Below are 14,551 nucleotides of genomic sequence, written 5' to 3' on the forward strand. Positions count from 1 at the left end.
CTCGGGTTAGATTTCAGATGGCTGTGGCAGAAGGCTTGAAGGATCGCAGGCTAGTTCGCCTGCGATGCGGTAGAGCTTCTCGACGGTGATGTTGACCTCGCCACGCTCGATCCGCCCTACATAGCTGCGATCGATATTACACGCCAGCGCCAATGCATCCTGGGAAATCCGGCAGGCCTTCCTCTGCACGCGGATGCGTTCCCCTAACGCTTTCGCCAACTTATCCATGACCGTCTCAATACAACTTGAGGCGGCACTATCATGCGTTTGCGGACGCGCGAGCCACGGATTATAATCCGCATTTCTTTCGCGTTAACTCGTCTGGTGGCTCAATGAAATCGGCCTCGTTTATCTTTGACAGGCGTCTGTATGAGCTGCTTCAGGAGCAAGGGCGTACAACGTTTACGACCCGTGATCTGCGTGATGCCTATGCCGCGTGCCTGAAGGGAACACATTTCCGTATCGCCGATGTTCGCCGCTATGTATATGAGCAAATCCGTCGATTAGTGCGCGCGGGCTTAGTTTTACCTGACCAGGATCGTCGCGTTCGAGGACAGGTCTACCATCTGCAGCCTACTCCTGCACATGTGCAACTAGAGCTGATAGATAACGGTTTTGAGAATAGCCTTATGGCTACCGGACTGCCCGAACCAGGCATCGCCGTGCGCGCCCTTGAAGCTTCGCCGTTAAACTCGTCAGCCAATACGGACTTGCAGCTGGAAGCGCTCCACAAGGAAATCCGCTTGGACTTCCTCACTACAATGGGTGAGGCGGAGCGATTCAAGCTGCTGCTAGACCATATGCCACATTTACGGGACAAGGTTGAAGGCGATTACCTCGAAGCCAGGGATCGCAGTTCTCGCCTTCTAGGGCATCTGCGCGCCATCGAAAAAACCCTCAAAACGCTCGCTGCGCCACAATGAGTAGACCGCTGCGCAGCTGGCAGAACAGCTGCATCACCAAGGCATTGGGGCACTTTACCGTCACGCCGCACTTCTTTTGCCAGGCAACGCCGGGGGCTGGGAAGACGCGCATGGCCGCAGAGTTGGCCAGCCGGCTGCTTGAGCAGGGCAGAATTGATCTGGTGCTGTGCTTTGCGCCCTCCTGCCAGGTCGTTGAGGGATTTCGTTCGACCTTTGAGGTTGTGCTAGGCAAGCGTCTGAATGGCCAGATAGGTGCCGTGGGGGCGGCCTATACCTATCAGGCCATGGAATACCGTGATGAGGGATTCTGGCAGCTGCTTGATGATTATCGGGTGCTCGTGGTTTTCGACGAGATCCACCATTGCGCCGGCCACGATCCGCTGCTCAGCAATGGCTGGGGGCAGCAGATACTGCATCGGCTACAGGATCGCGCTGCCTTCACGCTGGCCCTTTCTGGCACGCCCTGGCGTTCGGACGATAAGGCCATTGCCTTAGCCCGCTACTCCTCGCCGGCGGGGCATTTGATCTGTGATTACCGTTACGGCTTGAGAGACGCCATTGCCGATGGCGTGTGCCGATCCCCTCGCATCGTTCTGCTCGATAATCAGAAAGTGAAACTCACGGAAGAATTGGGTTCTGATAGCTCTGTGAAGCTCTTTCCCAGCATTGCCAGGCTTTTGGGTGAGTCACCCGTCACCTACGAGGAACTGCTGCGCCATGACGAGTTGATTGATCAGCTTCTCGACATTGGCTGCAGCAAGCTCAATGAGCTTCGCCAGATGAAACCTGATGCAGCTGGTTTAGTGGTTGCTACCGACATCGAACACGCCCAGCAGATAGCCCAGGCACTGGACGCTAGGGGCGAGGTTTGGCGCATTGTGACCAACAAGACCCTGGATGCGCAGCAGGTGATCAACGGATTCCGGAGCAGTAACTGCCGCTGGATTGTCGCTGTGGGAATGATTAGCGAAGGCACTGACATCCCGCGCCTGCAAGTGTGCTGCTATCTCAGCCGTATCCGCACCGAACTGCACTACCGGCAAGTGCTGGGGCGGGTGTTGCGACGCACAGGTGAATCTGATGACCGAGCATGGCTATTCATGCTTGCGGAACCGACGCTGCAAAGCTTCGCGGAGCGAATAGCAGATGACTTGCCAGATGATTTGGCGGTGCTGAATGAGGTGCGAATTCCGAGCCCCACCCCAGATTTGAGTCCTGAGTTGATTGGTACTGCTGGCAACGTCAATGGGGTGGATGGTGCAGCCTTATTTAGAGCTGGGCAGGCTATTGAGTCGAGGGCAACGAACATCATTTCGCTTGCTGATTTTGCAGCTGAACCAGCTTATCAGGTCAGTTTTTCTCAGCATTATAGGCAGCAGTTGTTGGCTTGCTTTTGATGGTGTGACGCCAAGTTCACTGGAGTAGCACACGCATGTAAACGGCCAAGGTCGGCTGCTTCATTGACTAGAGAGTTATCCAGAGGTTGGCATGGAAATCAAATCGCCGGCGACGGTAGCCGTGATTGAGGATGTGATTTGCGACGTTTGCTCCTCTAGTACCCGCATCCCCGGTTATGGCTTGCAATATGGCAGGCTCGAAGCGCAATGGGGTTATGGCGCTCAGCATGACGGAGAGCACTACCAGGTCCACCTCTGTGAGCTCTGCTTTTTCCGAGTGTTAAGTAGCTTGCGTAGAGAGCGCATGGTCAACGTCATGTTCGATGATGACAAGCCCTTCTCCGCGGACGAATTCGCGCTGATAAGCGCTAATAACTTTTTTGGAAAGGAGTGATGACTGAGCCGCAGGTATGTTGCCTTCTAACCCTTATCGTCGTGCCTTCTTTGCACGCTGGAGTTCAGTATGGCCAAAATAAGCATTGAACAAATCAATGATTTTCTAGCAAGCGAAGGCAATGCAATGCATAGCGCCTGTGACGACGAGGCTGCTGGCATCGCTCTGGCTCGGGAGTTCTGCCCAGGGAAACCATACTGTTCAGTAAGGCAATGGATACTCGTCGATCTCGATATTTCAGATGACAAGAAGGCACTGATTACAGAGCAAGGTTTTCAGCCAATCCTTCTCTATGCCCACACCGTAGTAACAGATAGTGCCCGTCGATTTTCTCTTGGCGATTGGGTCAGAAGCACGCTCTTGGTCGATCGAAAAAGCAACTGCCTTTTTGAAACCCAAAATAGCGTTTACATCCTCTTGGGCACAGGAAGCCGGAAGACAGCAGAACCAGCTGTCGTAGCCAGCATATTTTGATGAGCTGCGGAGACAACCATGACTATGCCGATCGAACGCACTGCCGCACTTATTGAAGTGCGGCGATTCCTCAACAGCCTGATAACGAGCAGCGAGGTCAGCGATGAGATAAAACATCAGGCTACAAGCGCTCTGCGTCACTACCCTTCTGCAAGAGAGGTGAACATGCTCGCGGAGAAAGAGGAATACACCCGCAGATTGGGTGGAACCGTTCCAGCTCACCTGCTCATTACCGCCAGGCTGGATGAAACTGGTCGTATTCAGAAGCTGATTGAGGAAGATTGTGAAATCAGAACCTGATCTAGGACATGGAACTACCAATAGAGCCAAGACTTCTTTGCTGACTCAGCCAACTCTTCAGGAGCCGCCTCGCGCTGTCACGCGTCAGTCCAATCAGTGCCCCCAAGTTCTGCAAGGCCACCTCTTCGCCGACTACTGTCAGAAGCTTAGGGCAGGACTCGGCCAGAAGCGGCCGTATCGAGTAGAGAAAATAAATCTGCCCCCTTTTTCCTACGTGCGAGATGCTGGCCCTACAACCTGGCATGGTCATCTGGAACGGCGATGGGCAAGGGTTCGGCGGGTGATGGTGAGCGGCGAGATTCACGGGCGTGTCGAAACTAAATACGCTCGCGACGTGTTACTGAGTGACAGGGCGCTGGCAACCCTGAGAGGCGCGCTGGCGATGAACGAGGGCGAAAGCGCCTTCGTATACACCCCTGCGGATGGAAGAGGAGATTTTATTGCTTCAGAGAACACACCGAAGCGGCACCTGAACGCTGCGCTCAAAGCGCTGGGCATATGCCAGCGCCGTCAATATGCGACGCGCCACACTTACGCCACGGTGTGCTTAATGGCCGGGATGACGCCAGCGTTTGTGGCTAAACAGCTCGGTCACGGTGTTCAGGTTCTGCTCGAACGCTATGCGCGGTGGATGAATCGATCGGTTCGCGGCTTTTTGGAACTCGAAAAACTAGCCAAGCCCTGACTGCAAAAAAGCCCCTGAAAGGGGCTCTCTCAAATGTGACATGTGCAGTTGGCGAAGGAGTTATGCAGCTGCCTTCAGCTCCTCGAGCTCGGAGAAAAGCTTCTCGCAGGACAGCAGCACTGACTCAGCGTCTTGAACGTATATGTCTTCATCCAGCTTGTAGTCAGCTTTGACCCGCTGGCCGTGCAGCCTGAGAAGATTGATGCCGATTTTACGGTATTGCCTGGTCAGTTCACGCCCTCCAGCAAAATGGTCCTGATAAAAGGACGATACTTTTACATGAGAACTACCTCTGCAGGCAGATAGAGGCGGCGAAACCAACGCATCGGCATGCTCAAGTGCGCAATGATAGAGCCCATAGTATGCGCGGCTCATAACCAAACGAGATCTATCCTCGCGATTGCAATGCTCGTCGAAAACCCAACGCGCCTCTTGCAGAAACCCCAGACTACTTACCGGCATTTACAGAACTCGCTGCTGCTGATCACATTTGTCGGTATATACGAATGAATAAATTAACTTATTCCAGCAATCGATAGCTAAGTCATCTGATATTAATTCGCTAAGCTCTTCATTCATCTCCATAAGAAGCTTCCCAGGAGCATTGATACTCAGCTGGACGTTTACATACTTATGGCCGTCGGAGTCGAACACTTCACTCGAACCACCACTGATCCAGACGTTATGCTTTCTGGTAACGTCCTCAACCTTTTCATATATCTGGATTGCCTGGGTCTCTGATATGCCGAGGCGATCCAAATCCGATCCCATTGTGATGACTGCAACAACATCCGAATTATTCATAATGTCGGCGTCCTGTGATGCTTTCAAATACAACTCAAGGCAAGACTTCATGGTCTCGTAGGCGCAGCAGTAAAAGCATGCATCAGCCAAAAGCTGAATAAGCCCAGCATCGGCTGGACTCTTAGAATGTGCTTCTTGAAATATTTTAATTGCTTCAGGAAAACGCTGCAGTTGGCTCAGCGTTACAGCATAGTTTGTAAGATGAACGTAATCTCTACCGCTCGCATTAAGCGACAAGCGGTGATGATTTATCGCTTTTTCTTCATCACCACAGAACGCATAGTAAGCACCAAGCACCATCAAACCTTCGGCGAGATTTGCGCTTTTAAGCTTTTCAATTTCCCGCTCTAATGACATCTTTTGAAGCGGCACTAATTTAGCCCCTTCTTGATGTAAGGCATTCAAGCGATCAATTATTTGGTGGCCAGTGCTAGCCCTACTAAGACGCATCTCTTCTCCATATGCGGCTGGGCGAAAAAACTATGCACAGGTTATTCACACACCCGTTATCAAATTTACCTTCGTTGGACGCCATGGGTCAACGTAAATTCAGGCGGCTCAATAACGGAGAACGCGCGAGCGGAAATGTCAACACTCATTTGGCTATCATAGCGTCATACAGGTCGCATTTACCATTTGGCGAGCCTGGCGGACCGCTGCGGCACTCCACGCCCAACGCTTGAAAACGGTATCCTACAGAATGCCTTCGCGGCCCACGGAGCAGCGGCGAATTCGCGATCCTGGTACAGAATCGGTACATTTCACCCCTCGGACCAGCGGAAGGCCCGCAATGTCAGTCATGCGGCGGATTAGGCGGCTTACCAAAAATAGTTGAATCGAAACATTAGGGGCGGATGCCGGGGCTAACGGCCTACCGATTCCCCCTAAACCCCCCTGATGTGGTACGAAAATTGGTACGGAAAGCCCGGCAAGCGCCGGGCTTTTTTGTGGCCGAGTCCCATGTGAACACTTTGCAATTGGCCAGTCAAACTACAACAATAAACTTTGGGCAGCCTTGCAAAGCTCAGACGAGCGCCACATGTTCATAGCGGCACTTAGCCATACAGCAAGGATCCACTATGACAGACTTTTGCATTTCAGCCGTACGCTACAACGACGACCGTAAACACATAGCTTACGTTAGAGTACATCAGGACCTAAATAACAAAATTGGTACACGGAGAACTGTGGAACGGGCATTCGTAGCCGACTTTGTCAGGTTAGAGAAAGCCTCTTTCCAAACGATCACTTTCAACGCGACTACCAAGAAGTGGGAAAACGGCGCGCGGGTGCACGTGATCGAAGACGAGTTCCTGACAACTGACAGAAACAGCACCAAGCGAGACAACTTAGGAAATCTCCCTGAATTCTAGGCTTCTTAGATCCCAAGGCAGCAGCTCTCGTTTCATGCGATTGTCTGCTGCTCTCTAAGATGCACCGTACGTTCCATAGCTCAGCAAGCTTGGTCGTATAGCTCTGACTCATCATCTCCCGCCGCATACACCGATTGGGCGCCATGGTTACCCGACCGGGCCGCAGCGCATTGCGCGCCCATTTAGCGTTGACCGCGTCGAGCACGCCCATAACCTTTTCCGAAGTGGCAGGCTGGGTTTCGGCGAACAGATCGTCGGTGTACTCGCCTCGCTGACGTAGGTCCATCAGCAGCACCTCGGCCTTGCTGAAAGCCAATCCCTCTCGATAGACGTGCTCCAGCCCGGCGATTGCCGCCCGGGTGATGTACCTGGTTTCGTCCGTTGGGTACGGCAGCTCGCATACCACGCCCTTCGCGAACTTGGGCTCGGCCGGGTTGAACATGCCGGTGCGAATGCTCACACGCACTCGCTTGCACATCGAGCCCTGCGCCCGCAGTTCCTCGCTGGCACGCGCAGCATAGGTGGCCACAGCCTCCCATCGGCGCGAGTTCTTCCAGGCGTTTGCCAAACATTCTCGAGCAGCAGATCTCCTGTTTGGGTGGTGCCAGCTCTTCGAGATCGAGGCACGGCGTACCGCGCAACTCGCGCGCAGTCTTCTCCACCACCGCGCTGAACTGCTTGCGCAGCGTCCAGGCGTCGGCCTGGGCTAGGTCCCTGGCGGTGCGAATGCCCATGCTATTGAGATGCTCGGTCATCCGCCTGCCGATGCCCCACACGTCGCTCACATCGGTAACGCGCAGAACCTTGTCGCGGCGATCTGGATCGAGCAAGTCCACTACCCCAGCCAATGACTCAACCTCGCCGATGCGCATTGCGGCTGGCGCAGACGCAGTTGCGCTGGCGAGTGAACAGGCCATACCTGCATACGCATGATCATAGGGGAGCAAGATGCCAAAGCGGCCGTGCTGGGATGCATCTCTACACGGCGCACGGCTTGCATTGTCAGCTGACCCATCGACTGGTGATACTAGCGTTTGGTTAGAAGCACCTCTGGCGACCGGCTGCTCTGGTGGCGAGGAAGCCGAACTAAATATCAATAGTCGAGACGTATATTCTGGGCGTCCTCGAACGCAGGAGTTGGTTTGACTAGCCTGAGCGCCCGCTATTGGCCGAAAGTGGCCTAACGATTAGTCACACGCGATCGCGGGCTGCTATACACGAACGAGGCACCACCACCATAGCTGCGCGAGCAGGATCACTTCACTAAAGGCTCATCCATGACTATGCGAGCAGTATCGGGAGCGACGAAGAATCGGTACGCGGTACCGAAAAAAGAAGACGGAAAGGTTCTTGTGTAATTGATGTGACCAGGAGAGGCGCTCGGCGTGAGTGTCGAAATAGTCGCCCCGGGGTGCGGTTGCGGTCGTAGCCCTGAAACTGGTCGAAACGATAGCGGTCGCCCGATTGCACCATACCGCACTGGACCACTGCGTTCGATCGATAGGATTGTTTGCAGCCTACGGGAGGATGACAAATGACCGGATTGGCGCTATGCCGGCCGATAAAGCCACTAAGTTCTGTCATGACGTCTAAGATCTTTTCTAGCGACTGCACAGATCACCTTCGCGTGGCGCTCAGGTTGGTAGATTACTCAGCCATGAACCCATTCGATCTCCCGCTTCAAGGACGATGACCACAACTGAATAGGTCAACGGCGCTCAAAACTGGCTTACGCCGTTTAGAGTGATTGCTCATTACGATACAGCAGGTAGCTTAGGATCGACCGCAGCTTTCCAGCTTTGACCGGTTTGTTCAGCACCGGGACTCCGACGCCTTGCAGTTGACGGCGGCACTGGTCGCTGCGGTCAGCGGTAATCATCACCACCGGGATCGGGACGCCGAAATGTACCCGCAAGGCCTGCGCCACGTTCCAGCCGGTCGCACCCTGATCCAAATGGTAGTCGGCAAGAATCAACTCGGGCGGCAGCTCATTCAGAGCCGCCAGAGCAGCCGCCTCGTCGGAGGCGACTAGCACCTCGCAACCCCATTGCCCGAGTAGCGCGGCCATGCTGTGCAAAATGCTCAGATCGTTATCCAGTACCAACAATCGGCGCCCTGGCAGCGGATCGCCCATCATTGGCATCATCAAAGGCGCTTCGCTGACTGATTCCCACGGCACCGCGACCAGGGGCACGTCAATGCTGAATACCGAGCCGCGACCCGGCTGCGAGCGAACATGTATGTGGTAGTCGAGCATGGTGGCGATCCGGTCGACGATGGCTAGTCCCAGGCCGACCCCCGCGCGTTCAGCGGCGCGCTGAACGCCCAGTTGGTTGAATTCCAGAAAGATTGACTGCATCTGATCCGCCTCGATGCCGCAGCCGGTGTCCCAGACCTCGATCCGCACAAATTCGCCACGCTTGCGCGCGCCCAGCAATACCCGGCCCTCATCCGTATAGCGGCAGGCATTGCTAAGAAAATTGCGCAGAATACGCGTCAACAGCCGGAAGTCACTGCGCAGCGCATACGCCGGGATGTAATGGTCGAAGCCAAGACCTTCCGATTCCGCCACCGATTGGAATTCGGAAACCAGCGGCAGCAGCACTTCATCCAGACGGTACACCTCAATGTCCGGCTTGATCGCTCGTTGATCGAGCTTGGAAATGTCCAGCAAGTCGGTGAATAAATCTTCCGCACCTTCCAGCGCCTGATGCGCTCGCTCGACGAGATTCCGTTCCGCGCCGGGCAAACTCCGCTCGCGCAAGGTCGATATCAACAGGCGCGCCGCGTTGAGCGGCTGCAACAGATCGTGGCTGGCCGCCGCTAGATACTTGTCCTTGCTTTGGTTGGCCGCCTCGGCTGCATCACGGGCCTTGCGCAGTTCGACAGTTCGTTCGGCGACGCGCTGTTCCAACTGCTCGTTGAGCTGCAGCAACCGCAGCTGGGCCAATTTGCGCTCGGTGATATCGGCAACGAAACCCTCGACCAAACCATCTTCATCCGGTTTGAGCAGCAAGTTCATTATTACGTCGATCGCGCTACCGTCCTTGCGACGCAAGCGGGTCTCATAGCCAAACAGGCCCCGTTGATCACTAAGAATGCGGCGGATGCGGTTCAGCTCTTCCTCACCGCCGACGAATAGATGATGCGATAGATCGGTTAGCCCCCAGAGCGCGTCCGAGGGGCTGTCGTAGCCGAGCATACCTGCCAATGCGGGATTGGCCGCGCGGATGCCTTCCTGCAGGCTGGCTTGAAAGATGCCATGCACTGCATGTTCGAACAGCCATTTGTAGCGATTGCGCTCGGCTTCCAGCTCTTCGAGGCGCGCAACCAGTTCTGGATAGTGACTTTTACGAGCCGAATGCGTGCCAAGCCCAAGCAGGCCAGCGAGAGCGTCGTCCTGCTCAGAGTGCTTCGGCATATACCACTTCGACGTCGCGCTGGGTCGACGAGCGAGGATTGGTCAGGATGCAGGGGTCCTGCATAGCGTGCCGCGACAGGAAAGGGATGTCCGAAAGATTCACGCCATGCAACCCCAGCGTTTCGTTGAAACCAATGGCTTGCTTGAGCTGAACCAGATGAGCGACCAGACCATCGCGAATCTGCGCATGGGTCATGCCGCGCGTATCGATGCCGAATGTTTGCGCCACAATTTTGAAACGCTCGGGCGCAGCGCTGTAATTGAACGCCACTACATGCTCGACCAACACTGCGTTGCACAAGCCATGCGGGAGGTCGAGATAGCCGCCAAGGCTATGGGACATCGCATGCACTGCACCGAGAATCGCATTGGAAAACGCCAGCCCGGCCTGCATGCTGCCGAGCATGATTTTCTCGCGCAGCTCGATATCTGCCGGATTGGCGATCATCTGCACTAGATGACCATTGATGAGGCGCATCGCTTCCAATGCGTGCGGGTCGGTCAGCGGCCCGTTGCCGGTCGAGACGAAGGCTTCGATGGCATGCACCAGCGCATCAATGCCGGTACAGGCCGAGAGGAACGGATCCATGCTGAGGGTCGTTTCCGGATCGATCAGCGACACATCGGGTACGGCGCCCTTGCTGACGATGGAAAACTTCATCCGCTCGGTCTGGTTGGAGATGATCACGAACTGCGAAACATCTGCGGAGGTGCCGGCCGTGGTTGGGATCAGAATCAGCGGCGGGCTCGGCACGCGCAGCGTGTCGACGCCTTCGAATTCAATGATGTTGCGACCATGTGCGACCGCAATACCGATGCCCTTGGCGCAGTCCATCGGGCTGCCACCGCCTACCGCGACGATGACGTTGCAGCCTTCGTTGCGATAGACCTCAGCGCCCAGCATCACTTCCTCGGAACGAGGATTGGCCGAGACCTGGGTAAACAGATGGTAGTCAATGTCCTGGCGGGTCAGGCTTGCCTGGACGTCGCCGATCCACCCTGCGGCAACCACACCTGGGTCGGAAACCAGCAGCACCTTGCGTGCGCCAAAGTTCTTCGCGTAGTTGCCAGCACTGTGCCGACAACCCGCACCAAACACGATCTCGGGGGAAACGAATTTGCGCTGCAGACTATGATTGGGGCTCATACAACGGCCTATAGTTATTATTTTGTTACGTTCGCCAAGCCTACTGTTTTCTACGATCAAAGCAATCCACAACGGTGCATACGGCCATGAATGCCAGCCGGCTCAGCGAAGAAGCTCCTGATAGAAGCGACATTCCCGCTCCAGCGCATCGGCCAGGTTGGTCGCCTGCCGGAAGCCGTGGCGCTCTTCCGGGTAGAGACAATACTCGACCTCCACGCCCCGTTCGCGCAGCGCGGCGACCATGGACTCGGTCTGCTCGGGTAGCACGACCGCATCCTGCCCGCCTTGAAAAAAGATCACCGGCACCTGAATCAGCGCCGCATTGCGCAACGGTGTTCGCTGCCGATAGCGCTCGGCGTCGACCTCGGGATCGCCGATCAGCCAGTCCAGATAATCGGCCTCGAACTTATGCGTCACCCGGCGCAACGCCAGCGGATCGCTGACGCCGTAGAGGCTCGCACCGCCGCTGAAGCCAGCATTGGCAGCCAGTGCGCAGAGCGCGCTGTAACCGCCCGCGCTCGAACCCCGGATGAACGTTCGCGTCGGATCGATTTGGCCGTTCGTGGCGAGCGCTTGCACCGCGGCGCAGGCGTCTTCCACTTCGATCACACCCCATTCGCCTCGCAACTGCTGACGATAAGCACGCCCGAAACCGCTGCTGCCGCGGTAGTTGATATCAGCCACGGCGAAACCGCGCTGAGTCCAATATTAGATGCGCGGATCGAAGACCGGGTAGCTGGCGGACGTAGGCCCGCCATGCATGAACACCACGAGCGATGGCTGTTCTTGTGAAGGACCTTGGCACTGTGCATTGCTCGGCGGGTAGAAAAATGCGTGCGCCACCTCGCCTTGCCCGGTAGCGAAACTGAACGCCTGGGGGCACGACAACTGATCGGCCGCCAAAGGCTGTTCGCCTCCGGCGAGCATTTCGATGCAGCTGGTAACCCTGTCGATTGCTAACACGGCAGGCGTCAGGCCCGACGAGCCTGCTATGCAGTAAAAGTGTCGCTCGTCGGCAGCAAGTTGGCGGCAACGGCTGAATTCCATCGCCAGCTGGCGTTCATTACCTTGGCTGTCTTGTTCGAACAACAGTCCGTAGCCATCCATTATGCGTGTCAACAGCAAAGCGCCGTCCGCCGAGGGTAGATAGCTCACCGTTCCCAGCTGCCAGGGCGCCGGGGCATGATCACACCCAGCCGCAGCCGCGCCGGTTACCGGAACAAGGCTGTCGTCCTGCATTCTCCAAGGCTGCCACCAGCCTTCGCGGTCAGTCAGGCAATACAAGGCGCCATCCGGAGCGAAGCGCGGCTGTTGCAGCGACTCATTTCCCGCTGCGCCGGCCAGGCACCGCGGCGCTCCCCAGCGATCATTTTCGGTACGTTCGGCAATCCAGAGGCTGGTGGACGTCCAAGGTTGTTCGGGGCGTTGCCACTCGATCCAGGCAAGACGTTGGCCTGTCGCATCCAAGGTCGGTGACGAGTAAAAGTCGCTCCCCTCGATAAGTACGCTTCGGCTGCCATCAACCAGCGAAACGCTGACCAGACGATGCTCTGAGCGAGCTTCTTCGGCGGTTTCTTCCACGGCGAGAATGGCCCGCTGGCGCGTGTCGAACTGCAGATCACCGTACCGGCAAGCGTCGTCATCGGTCAGCGCGATGGGCGGCGTCGCTGCGTCCGTAGATAGGCCCTGCAGGTAGATTTGCTGATCCTGCTCGTTGACGAACGCAACCCCGGCGTCGGTCAGGCAGAAGGCACCGCCGCCGTATTCGTATACACGGCTGCGAAGCGAGAACCCGGGCGGCGTGAGGCTACGCAAGCCGCGAGCGTGCCAATACCACAACGTGGAACGCGCATCGGCCGGATCGTACTGAACCCAGAACACGCCCCCATGGCCAGCGCGAAGCTCGGCAAAGTCACAACTTGCAGAGGCGGCATCTTCGGCAGTCCAGTCGCTGGGCCAGAAGCCATAGGGGATTGCGGTCTTGGTCATCCAAACGGTTCCAGTCGGTTAGGCGTCAATCGATGACCTTATACCCTGAGGATCAGCTTCGATGCCTTCTCGTTACGAAAGGTCAGCTCATCAAGCCCGCGTGGCGCTTCTTCGGCCTCGGTGCGGGCGGCAAGAATCTTGTCGTGGTGCGCAGACTTGCTGCACACCGGATCGGCATTGGCCGCATCGCCAGTGAGCATGAAAGCCTGGCAGCGGCAGCCGCCGAAGTCCTTTTCCTTCTCGCCGCAGGATTGGCAAGGCTCGGGCATCCAATCGAAACCGCGAAACTTGTTGAAGCCAAAAGAATGCTTCCAGATCTGCTCGATGCTCTGCTCGCGAACGTTAGGGAAGCTGATCGGCAGTTGACGCGCGCTGTGACAAGGTAGCGGTGTGATGTCGAGAAACAGGTTGCCCCAGCCGTTCATGCAGCCCTTGGGACGCTCTTCGTAATAGTCGGGCGTGACGAAGATCAGCTTGCAGGGATGGTTCTCGGCGGCGAGCTTGTCGCGCCATTCATTGGTGATGCGCTCGGCACGCACCAATTGTTCTTTGCTTGGCAACAATCCTGCACGGTTGAGTTCCGCCCAGCCTCGACCATGCGAATCTGACCGACGCTAATTTGCAGGAAGGCAAGCTCAACGATGCCAATCTCGGCAACGCGACCCTGACTGGCGCACGCCGACACTATGCAACCTTTCAAGGCAGCAATATGGACGGTTGCTTCGATTGCCCAGTGGACTGGGAGAAGTAATAGGACGGGTGCATCGAACCAGCGCGCCATGCGCTTTAATGGCAGGTGCGCGCACGTTCCCAGGGGCGACGATTCAGCGGCTTGAAGTGGAGGCCCTATCGATATCCGCATTCCCCAGTTGACCGACCTCGAGCGCCTGCCCCGCTTCGACGGTCTCGCCCTCGACCGTATCGTCACGCCGTCGACGCCCGAGGAATTCGCCCAGGCCGTCGACGACATCCTGACCTTTGCACAGATCGGGTTCGATACCGAATCCAAACCCACCTTCACAGTAGGCGAGCTGTCCAGCGGGCCTCACCTCATTCAGTTCGCAACGCCAACAAAAGCCTATCTTTTTCAGATCGGAATACCCGGTTGCGTCGAGGCCGCTAAGCGGGTGCTGGAGACGGACCAAGTATTGAAAGTCGGATTCGGTCTGGCGTCCGATCGCAGCCGTCTACGCACCCGGTTGGGGATCGAATTGCGGCACAGCGTCGATCTTGGTTCGGCGCTGAGATATCACGGCAAGAAGGGTCAGGTCGGGCTTCGCGGTGCGGTGGCGGCGGTACTGGGTGCCGGTATAAGCAAGTCACGCAGCGTGTCGACTTCCAACTGGGCTAACAAAAATCTGGCCGAAGCGCAGCAGCGTTATGCCGCCAACGATGCCTATGCCGCGCTGATGGTATTTCTTGCATTGGATGCGCAGTCGCGAGCGTTGCTACTGGATCGAGTGATATGAGGCTCGGCCTGGACGACGGACCGTCCGGCCTGAAATGCATACTCAACGAAGGATTGCCGGGTTCCTTTCGCAATCCCTGCCCCAACGTCTATCCGGCGCTGGATGTCCTTTCGCACGTTGTGTTGCAGCTTGAACCGAGATCTGGCTGACCTCTCCGCGACTGCTGAGAGGTCCG

At 56.5% G+C, this 14,551-nt stretch carries 13 protein-coding genes and 4 pseudogenes; 9 read left to right on the forward strand and 8 right to left on the reverse strand.

Annotation, left to right across the window (positions count from 1 at the left end):
- Nucleotides 1-6: 6 nt before the first annotated feature.
- The gene (locus tag ACQKIK_RS05460; protein ID WP_044316198.1) at nt 7-228 is read right to left on the reverse strand and encodes a helix-turn-helix domain-containing protein; all 222 of its coding nucleotides are present in this window, start codon (nt 226-228) and stop codon (nt 7-9) included.
- A gap of 104 nt (nt 229-332) precedes the next feature.
- Between ACQKIK_RS05460 and ACQKIK_RS05465 the strand changes: the two genes are divergently transcribed.
- The 6 genes from ACQKIK_RS05465 (at nt 333) to ACQKIK_RS05490 (ending at nt 4,173) form a co-directional block, all read left to right on the forward strand.
- The gene (locus ACQKIK_RS05465) at nt 333-923 is read left to right on the forward strand and encodes a VspR family transcription factor (protein ID WP_499135001.1); all 591 of its coding nucleotides are present in this window, start codon (nt 333-335) and stop codon (nt 921-923) included.
- Nucleotides 920-2,320 (forward strand): DEAD/DEAH box helicase, encoded by a 1,401-nt coding sequence (locus tag ACQKIK_RS05470; RefSeq protein WP_499135002.1) that lies wholly within the window; start codon nt 920-922, stop codon nt 2,318-2,320. Before ACQKIK_RS05465 ends, ACQKIK_RS05470 begins: the two co-directional genes overlap by 4 nt.
- Nucleotides 2,321-2,411: 91 nt before the next feature.
- On the forward strand, nt 2,412-2,714 hold the full coding sequence (locus tag ACQKIK_RS05475) for a hypothetical protein (RefSeq protein WP_499135004.1): 303 nt from the start codon (nt 2,412-2,414) through the stop codon (nt 2,712-2,714).
- Between the two features lie 69 nt (nt 2,715-2,783).
- Complete coding sequence (locus tag ACQKIK_RS05480) at nt 2,784-3,188, forward strand: DUF6957 family protein (protein ID WP_499135005.1); 405 nt, start codon at nt 2,784-2,786, stop codon at nt 3,186-3,188.
- Nucleotides 3,189-3,206: 18 nt separating this feature from the next.
- Entirely contained in the window at nt 3,207-3,488 is a 282-nt protein-coding gene (locus ACQKIK_RS05485; protein ID WP_499135006.1) for a BPSL0761 family protein, read from the forward strand.
- Between the two features lie 382 nt (nt 3,489-3,870).
- Nucleotides 3,871-4,173 (forward strand): site-specific integrase, encoded by a 303-nt coding sequence (locus tag ACQKIK_RS05490; RefSeq protein ID WP_499135007.1) that lies wholly within the window; start codon nt 3,871-3,873, stop codon nt 4,171-4,173.
- 60 nt (nt 4,174-4,233) lie between these two features.
- On the opposite strand, the gene ACQKIK_RS05495 is transcribed toward ACQKIK_RS05490, so the two are convergent.
- Complete coding sequence (locus tag ACQKIK_RS05495; protein ID WP_499135009.1) at nt 4,234-4,635, reverse strand: hypothetical protein; 402 nt, start codon at nt 4,633-4,635, stop codon at nt 4,234-4,236.
- Complete coding sequence (locus ACQKIK_RS05500; protein ID WP_499135010.1) at nt 4,636-5,427, reverse strand: hypothetical protein; 792 nt, start codon at nt 5,425-5,427, stop codon at nt 4,636-4,638. It abuts the gene before it with no gap.
- 629 nt (nt 5,428-6,056) lie between these two features.
- Here ACQKIK_RS05500 and ACQKIK_RS05505 point away from each other — a divergent pair.
- Nucleotides 6,057-6,350 (forward strand): DUF3892 domain-containing protein, encoded by a 294-nt coding sequence (locus ACQKIK_RS05505; RefSeq protein WP_499135011.1) that lies wholly within the window; start codon nt 6,057-6,059, stop codon nt 6,348-6,350.
- A 61-nt stretch (nt 6,351-6,411) separates the two neighbouring features.
- Here the strand turns inward: ACQKIK_RS05505 and ACQKIK_RS05510 are convergent.
- From ACQKIK_RS05510 to ACQKIK_RS05530, 5 genes and pseudogenes are all read right to left on the reverse strand, one after another.
- A pseudogene (locus ACQKIK_RS05510) lies at nt 6,412-7,192 on the reverse strand (DinB/UmuC family translesion DNA polymerase); the annotation flags it as partial.
- A gap of 896 nt (nt 7,193-8,088) precedes the next feature.
- Nucleotides 8,089-9,771, reverse strand: a complete 1,683-nt coding sequence (locus tag ACQKIK_RS05515; protein ID WP_399868415.1) for a PAS domain-containing hybrid sensor histidine kinase/response regulator — start codon at nt 9,769-9,771, stop codon at nt 8,089-8,091.
- A complete protein-coding gene (gene ercA, locus ACQKIK_RS05520) occupies nt 9,755-10,918 on the reverse strand; it encodes an alcohol dehydrogenase-like regulatory protein ErcA (protein ID WP_499135013.1) in 1,164 nt (387 codons plus the stop codon). The genes ACQKIK_RS05515 and ercA overlap by 17 nt, the downstream gene beginning before the upstream one ends.
- A gap of 102 nt (nt 10,919-11,020) precedes the next feature.
- Nucleotides 11,021-12,907 (reverse strand): annotated as a pseudogene (locus ACQKIK_RS05525) (alpha/beta hydrolase family protein).
- A 38-nt stretch (nt 12,908-12,945) separates the two neighbouring features.
- A pseudogene (locus tag ACQKIK_RS05530) lies at nt 12,946-13,497 on the reverse strand (SPASM domain-containing protein); the annotation flags it as partial.
- Nucleotides 13,498-13,505: 8 nt separating this feature from the next.
- Here ACQKIK_RS05530 and ACQKIK_RS05535 point away from each other — a divergent pair.
- Nucleotides 13,506-13,658 (forward strand): annotated as a pseudogene (locus ACQKIK_RS05535) (pentapeptide repeat-containing protein); the annotation flags it as partial.
- A gap of 118 nt (nt 13,659-13,776) precedes the next feature.
- Complete coding sequence (locus ACQKIK_RS05540; protein WP_178114095.1) at nt 13,777-14,376, forward strand: 3'-5' exonuclease; 600 nt, start codon at nt 13,777-13,779, stop codon at nt 14,374-14,376.
- Nucleotides 14,377-14,551: the final 175 nt, after the last annotated feature.

The sequence above is a fragment of the Pseudomonas sp. NPDC047961 genome (assembly GCF_050272435.1).
Taxonomy (GTDB): Bacteria; Pseudomonadota; Gammaproteobacteria; order Pseudomonadales; family Pseudomonadaceae; genus Stutzerimonas.

Excerpts from the sequence above, each read along its gene's own strand:
- ACQKIK_RS05460 (WP_044316198.1), bottom strand. The coding sequence starts at position 228 with ATGGATAAGTTGGCGAAAGCGTTAGGGGAACGCATCCGCGTGCAGAGG.
- ACQKIK_RS05465 (WP_499135001.1), top strand. The coding sequence starts at position 333 with ATGAAATCGGCCTCGTTTATCTTTGACAGGCGTCTGTATGAGCTGCTT.
- ACQKIK_RS05470 (WP_499135002.1), top strand. The coding sequence starts at position 920 with ATGAGTAGACCGCTGCGCAGCTGGCAGAACAGCTGCATCACCAAGGCA.
- ACQKIK_RS05475 (WP_499135004.1), top strand. The coding sequence starts at position 2,412 with ATGGAAATCAAATCGCCGGCGACGGTAGCCGTGATTGAGGATGTGATT.
- ACQKIK_RS05480 (WP_499135005.1), top strand. The coding sequence starts at position 2,784 with ATGGCCAAAATAAGCATTGAACAAATCAATGATTTTCTAGCAAGCGAA.
- ACQKIK_RS05485 (WP_499135006.1), top strand. The coding sequence starts at position 3,207 with ATGACTATGCCGATCGAACGCACTGCCGCACTTATTGAAGTGCGGCGA.
- ACQKIK_RS05490 (WP_499135007.1), top strand. The coding sequence starts at position 3,871 with ATGAACGAGGGCGAAAGCGCCTTCGTATACACCCCTGCGGATGGAAGA.
- ACQKIK_RS05495 (WP_499135009.1), bottom strand. The coding sequence starts at position 4,635 with ATGCCGGTAAGTAGTCTGGGGTTTCTGCAAGAGGCGCGTTGGGTTTTC.
- ACQKIK_RS05500 (WP_499135010.1), bottom strand. The coding sequence starts at position 5,427 with ATGCGTCTTAGTAGGGCTAGCACTGGCCACCAAATAATTGATCGCTTG.
- ACQKIK_RS05505 (WP_499135011.1), top strand. The coding sequence starts at position 6,057 with ATGACAGACTTTTGCATTTCAGCCGTACGCTACAACGACGACCGTAAA.
- ACQKIK_RS05515 (WP_399868415.1), bottom strand. The coding sequence starts at position 9,771 with ATGCCGAAGCACTCTGAGCAGGACGACGCTCTCGCTGGCCTGCTTGGG.
- ercA (WP_499135013.1), bottom strand. The coding sequence starts at position 10,918 with ATGAGCCCCAATCATAGTCTGCAGCGCAAATTCGTTTCCCCCGAGATC.